General features: G+C 65.8%; 5 protein-coding genes. 1 reads left to right on the forward strand and 4 read right to left on the reverse strand.

Translation table 11 applies throughout. The features are described from left to right. Both QNJ67_23555 and QNJ67_23560 read right to left on the reverse strand, forming a co-directional pair. The coding region (locus QNJ67_23555) for a YjbH domain-containing protein (protein ID MDJ0611969.1) at positions 1 to 582 on the reverse strand (582 nt) is incomplete at its 3' end. Between the two features lie 25 nt (positions 583 to 607). After that, positions 608 to 3,070: an SLBB domain-containing protein gene (locus QNJ67_23560; protein ID MDJ0611970.1), complete on the reverse strand. Its 2,463-nt coding sequence runs from the start codon at positions 3,068 to 3,070 to the stop codon at positions 608 to 610. 343 nt (positions 3,071 to 3,413) lie between these two features. On the opposite strand from QNJ67_23560, the gene QNJ67_23565 reads away from it, so the two are divergent. Continuing rightward, entirely contained in the window at positions 3,414 to 4,004 is a 591-nt protein-coding gene (locus QNJ67_23565; GenBank protein MDJ0611971.1) for a YjbF family lipoprotein, read from the forward strand. An 86-nt stretch (positions 4,005 to 4,090) separates the two neighbouring features. On the opposite strand, the gene QNJ67_23570 is transcribed toward QNJ67_23565, so the two are convergent. Together QNJ67_23570 and QNJ67_23575 are read right to left on the reverse strand one after the other, a co-directional pair. Next, a complete protein-coding gene (locus tag QNJ67_23570; protein MDJ0611972.1) occupies positions 4,091 to 4,417 on the reverse strand; it encodes a hypothetical protein in 327 nt (108 codons plus the stop codon). A 143-nt stretch (positions 4,418 to 4,560) separates the two neighbouring features. Then, positions 4,561 to 5,827: undecaprenyl-phosphate glucose phosphotransferase (locus QNJ67_23575; protein ID MDJ0611973.1), on the reverse strand; the 1,267-nt coding region annotated here is incomplete at its 5' end.

Raw genomic sequence — 5,827 nt, forward strand, 5'->3', positions numbered from 1 at the left:
GCCCTCATCACGGTCGCAGAAACTGCTGATCAGCTCGCAGTAGGGGTTCGGCAAGTTGCCCCGGCTGCCCGCGTTGCCCCAGGCCAAACCGAAGGTGAAATCCCAGTTGTAGTAACGCTTGCTGGCGACGATGAACTCGCTGCCGAAAAGCGAGGTGCCGCCGATGTCGCGGAATTGGACCGCCATCTCCGGGAAGAAGTGCGACTCCTCGGCGATCCGCCATTTTAGGTCGACGCTGCGGTCCTTGAAGCTCTGCTCGCCACTGAAGCTCTCGGGGCCGTAGAGACGGTTGGAGATGTCGGTATAGCGGAAGGTGCCCTCGAGCCAGGGCAACCCCTGCAGAGTGAGGAAGCCCCTCGTATAGGGATTGACGTAGGAGACACCGAGATTGAGCGTGCCGTCCTCGTGGAACCGGGCATTGGGCATCTGGAGCAAGCCGGTGGAGCCGAAGTCGTTGACCGACGGCCAGTCTTCGCGTTTCCACTCGGCACCCCGGGACCCCGCCGGCAGCAAGAGAAGCGCCGCGCAGAACCACAAGACACAGACGAGTCGGGTTCCCACCCCGGCTCTGGCCCGCCCCATTTTCGCCACCCCCCGGTCGACGATATCAGCTTTGAATCACTGCCAACGACGCTGCTGTTATGGCCAATCTACTGAGAATTTCTGAGAGGCTGACCGAGAAGGCCAGCAAATCGAAAGGCTTGGGGTCCCTGGGCACGACGATCGTGCTGCCCGGCGGAACCCGGACCGGCTCGAACTCGAAGGAGACGACCGATACCGTCTGCGCCTCGCCGTTGGGCAGAATGACAAAGATCCGGCCGTCGTCGGCGACCCGCGAGATGCCGCCGGCGTTCTCGATGTACTGATCGACCGTCTTGCCGGAAATGAACTGAATCGTGCCGGCGTTCAGCACTTCGCCGCTGACCGTCACGCTGTTGGGGCGCTTGGGCATGATCAGCCGGTCCCCCGGCTCCAGGATCGTGTCCAGCTCCCGCCTGACGTCGAGGACCGTGGGGTCGGCCTCGACCACCACCCGCCCGACCGCCTGTGCGTTCCGCAACCGTTCCGCCAGGCCCTGCACGGCCAGGACGACTGCCTGGGGATCGGCCGCCTCGTCGGAGGTCAGGGCGCCGCTCGCGAGCGCCTCGGCGAGACCCGACTCGAGGTCGAGGGCGGCCCGCTGGAAGCCTTCTGCCTCGCGCTTTCTCGCGCGTTCCCGCGTGAAGACCGCGCCCAGGGGATAGGCCTGCTCGGTGATCCCGCCGGCGCGGGCGATCAGCTCCGACATGCGCTCGCCCTTGCGGATCTGATAGACCCCGGGGCGCTTGAACTCGCCGGCCAGAAGCACGCTGCCGACGTCCCGCTCGGAGAACTTTGGACTGAAGCGGACGATGTCGCCGGGCACCAGCGCGACCGACACCAAACTGTTCTGCCTGGCATCGATCGTCTGGCGGCTGAAGACCGGCTCGCTCTGAGGGTCCGCGTCCCTGAAGCGCGTCAATTCGATCTGGCCGAGATCGGCTTCGGCGCTCAAGCCGCCCAGGATCGGCACCAGGGCGCCGAGGCTGGTGCCGGCGGCGATCGGATAGATTCCGGGCAGGCGGATCTCTCCGCCGATCGACACCACGTAGTCGAGCACGAAGGCCAGGAGCTTCGGGTAGCGCTCGAAGATCTGCGGACAGTCCACGGCGGGCGGCACGATCTGTCTGCGGTCCGGGTTCAGGGCGAGCCGCGCCTTGGCGAAGCGCTCGGAGCGGCTGCGCGAGACGACCGAGGCCAGCGCGTCGAGGCTGCGACAGGCCTCCGGTCGCGGGGTGCCGGCCGGGGGCACGAAGGTATCGCCGCGCAGGATCGCCTGGATCCGCGGCGAGGAGAGGAACCGGATATCGTCCGCCGAGAAGACCAGCAGGCGGTCGTCGGTCCTGAGCGGCACGTCGCTCTGGCCCTTGACGATGCGCCCCAGGTCGACCGCCTGGAACAGCCGGGCCCGGGTCGCGGTGTCGGTCGACTCGATCACGGCGAACAGCAGGTAGGGATCTTCCAGCAGGGTGTCGGGCGCGTTGATGACGCTGCCGACGGTGTGATCGAAGCGCAGCGAGCGGGGCCCGGGAACCGACACGTTGCCGTCGAGATAAAAGGCGCCGTCCCAGGAATAGCCGGTCTTGTTGACCAGGATGACGTCGCTGCTCTTGACCGGCACGCCCCCGATATCGGCGATCTCGGCGATCTGGTCGCCGCCCCGAAGCTCGGTGGAGATCAGCAGGAAGCGGTAGCCCTCGGGCCGCAGCGTGCCACCGGCAAGACCGATCGCGTAGCCCGCCGTCAGGTAAGCGTCGGGCGCCGGCAGCTCGTAGATGCCGGGCCGCTGAACGTCGCCGGCCACCGCGAAGGTCGGGCCGATCGGCGGCACAAAGACCCGGTCGCCTTCCATCAGCGCCAGGTCTTCCGTCAGCAGGCCGGTCAGCAGGAGCTCGTAGAGGTCGACCGTGACGTACTGGTTGCCCCGGATCAGCCGAATATTGCGCAGGGAGCCGGTCTTCTGGACGCCGCCGGCGGCCACGATGGCGTCGAGCACGGACGCGACGCCGGTGACCCGGTGCACGCCCGGCCTGTTGACCTGGCCCAGCACCACGATCGGGAAGTTGCGCACGTTGCCGACCGAAACGAAGACCTCGGTCTGCAGGAAGGTCGCCGCGGTCACCTGCTCCAGCACCGCCCGGAAGTGGGCCACCTCGCGCCCGGCGGCCTGGATCGGCGGCAGCTCGGGAAGGACGACCTGACCCTCGCGGTCCACGGCGGTCCGAAAAGACTCGTTCTTCTGTCCCCGGAAGGTGATGACCAGTTCGTCGCCGACGCCGAGGCGATAGCTGTCGTTGATCGCGCCGGTGCTCACCATGTCGCCGGCCACGCTCAAGTTGTCGAGCATCCGGTAGCCGAACTGCCGAAGCGGCACGGGCCCTGTGGGCGCCCCCTCGCCGGTTTTCTCCGGATCGTAATCCGGTGCGAGCAGCGCCAGACGCTCCGCGTAGTCCAGCTCCAAGGGCGAGGGCTTTTCCGTCGGCGGCTTCACGGGAAGGCCGGCCTCGCCCGGAGCCGCGGGGCGGGGCGTCCGGACGCTATCGACGGGCGACGTTACGTCTTGACTTGTCCGACCCGGGCCGGATTGTCTCTCCCGGAACTGCCTGAGCAGTGAAGGATCGACATTCTGCAGTTGCGACGGATCGAGGTTGCCTATCTGGGCATGCGACACGCCCGGTGCCGAGAGCGACGCGGCACCGGCTAGACCCATGCCCAGTGCAAGCAAGACGGCAAAAGGGCGCAAAGAGCCCAGGGAAGCGCGCACTGCGGCCTTGGCCCGCCGCGCCGTGCTGAAAAGTCTTGTCATACTAGCCACCTCAAATTGTAGCGGCCCTATGGAAAAAGCCTTTAGTAGTGTTTCCACCGCCTTCTCTGGTGGCGATGAAACCCCCATAACTCGCAATCGCATCAATAAGATACCATACGCCACCATGTCCGCCAAGGTCGGAGACGGACCGCGCGCGCTGATCGTTCTTGGACGCGCCGACGGATTCAACCTGCACTGGTTCGCCGCCGACCGTTCCGTGATGGTGACGCGGCACGGACGCCTGGTGCGCACCGCCGGATTGCCGTTCAACCTGAAGCGCACACGGCTGCTCGGCGACGAGCCCCTGACCACCATGGGACGCAGCCGCGAGGCGGTTCCGCCGTACAAGCGGGAGGTCGATCTCGCTCCGCCGAACCGCTACGGCGTGATCATAGATGCAACGGTAGAGGAGCTCGGCCCCGAGACCATCGAGATCTCGGAACTGAGCTTCGAGACCATCGCTTACCGGGAGAGCTGCAGGGCGCGGGACATGGACTGGAAGTTCACCAACCTTTACTGGGTCAGTCCGTCAAACGGGCTGGTCTGGAAGAGCCTTCAACACGCCCACCCGGAAATCCCGGCGATCGAGCTCGAAATTCTCAAGCCCGCAATAGTCTGACGGCGGTACAGCCATAGCCGTCCCGCCGTCGCAGGTCTAACATCAATGCCCTTTGGACCCGATGGCCCGAAGACTAGGTTCCGGCGCTAGAACCCCGTAGCCGTCGCCGTGCTGGTGCTGGTGCTGGTGGGCGAACCAGGACCGCCGCTGTCGTCGTCGCTGCCACCGCTGCCCGCGACAGCGAAAGCGATGCCCGCGGCCACACCGGCGACCGCGACGCCGCCGAGCACTGCGCCTGTGATGATGCCCTCGTCGGCGTCGTCTTCCGCCTGAGCGACGCTGCTGGCGGAGCCGCCAACGCCCGTGCGGCTCAGGTCGTCAGCCGGCGCCTTGCCGTCATCGGCGAGGCCGACCGCCGGGACCAGTCCCAACGCCATTGCCGCCGCGAGTGCAACGAGTTTCCTGCTAGCCATAATCCCTGAACCCCTTCCCTGGAGAAATAACGCCTCACAAAGGCGTTCTATTCGTCTCAATAGTTAATACAATGACACCGAACTACCTGATTTTCAAGCCATACAACGACGGCGGCGCGCAGTTTGCCGCGCTGCCCTGCCCGTCAGTAGGCGTTCCTGTCCCTGAATACTAGAAGGAAAGTCTTGGCGAGGATCCAGAAGTCGAGCCAGATCGACCAGTTCTCGATGTAGTAGAGATCGTGCTCCACGCGCCGCTGGATCTTCTCTTCCGTGTCGAGCTCGCCGCGCCAGCCGTTGACCTGGGCCCAGCCGGTGATGCCGGGCTTGACCTTGTGCCGGCGGGCATAGCGGTCCACCAAATGTTCCAGGGGCAGGCCCTTCACGGAGGTGCCCAAGGCGTGAGGCCGCGGCCCGACCAGCGACATTCCTCCAAGCAGGACATTGAACAGCTGGGGCAGTTCGTCGAGACTCGAGCGCCGGAGAAATCGCCCCAGGCGGGTGATCCGAGCGTCGTTCGCCGAGGTCTGCCGGTTGCAGTGCTGATCCGCCAAGTGGTGGTGCATCGTGCGGAACTTGAAGACCTCGATGAGCTGGTCGTTGAAACCGCGCCTCGGCTGCCGGAACAACACCGGGCCCGGAGAGTCGAACTTGATGGCCACTGCGATGAGCGCAAAGAGCGGCGCCAGGAAGACAAGCAGCAAGGCGGCGAGCACCCGGTCCTCGATATCCTTGACGATGTGAGACCAGCCCGAGATTGGCCGTTCTTGCGCCGTAATCATGGGAAGGTTGGCGAGACGCGCGACCTTTCGCGCTCCCAGCGTCAAACCGGCCAAGTCCGGCGCCAGATGCACCGGCACGGGCAAGACGCTTAGGCGAACGAGAATCTCGGCCAGGCGCTTCTCGGCCGTCCAGGGCAGGGCGACCAGTATCTGGTCTACCTCGCCGCGGCGAACCATCGCGATGAGCTCTTCGGTGTCGCCGAGAAGGCTGTCCCCCAAGCCCTGGCGGACCCTCGATCCGCGATCATCCACGAAACCGATCAGCTCGACCCCGCCGTCCGCGGCCAGATGCTCGACCAGCCTTTCGCCCTGTTCTCCCGCGCCCCAAACCACCGTGCGCTCGGCCAGGAACCTGCCGTAGCCACCGGGGCGGATGGCCGCGTAGAAGACGAGCCGGGCGAGCACGAGCAGGCTGGCGGTGCCGGCAAACCAACAGAAGGCCCAAACCCGCGAGAACTCTGCCGACACCTTTAGCGAGAAAGCCGTCGCCAGCAGCGCGGCGAACACGCAGGTCCAGGCGCACAGCACCCGTACGAGACCCGAGGCCGCGGCGATCGATTTACCGCGGGCATAGACGCCGAAGGACTGAAAAAACGCCGCCCCCAACAGCACGCCGGCCAGAACGCCCCCG

The organism is Kiloniellales bacterium, assembly GCA_030064845.1.
Lineage (GTDB): Bacteria > Pseudomonadota > Alphaproteobacteria > Kiloniellales > JAKSDN01 > JASJEC01.

What these genes read in the sequence shown, in the direction of transcription:
- QNJ67_23570 (MDJ0611972.1), bottom strand. Translation starts at nt 4,417, where the DNA reads ATGGCTAGCAGGAAACTCGTTGCACTCGCGGCGGCAATGGCGTTGGGA.
- QNJ67_23565 (MDJ0611971.1), top strand. Translation starts at nt 3,414, where the DNA reads ATGGAAAAAGCCTTTAGTAGTGTTTCCACCGCCTTCTCTGGTGGCGAT.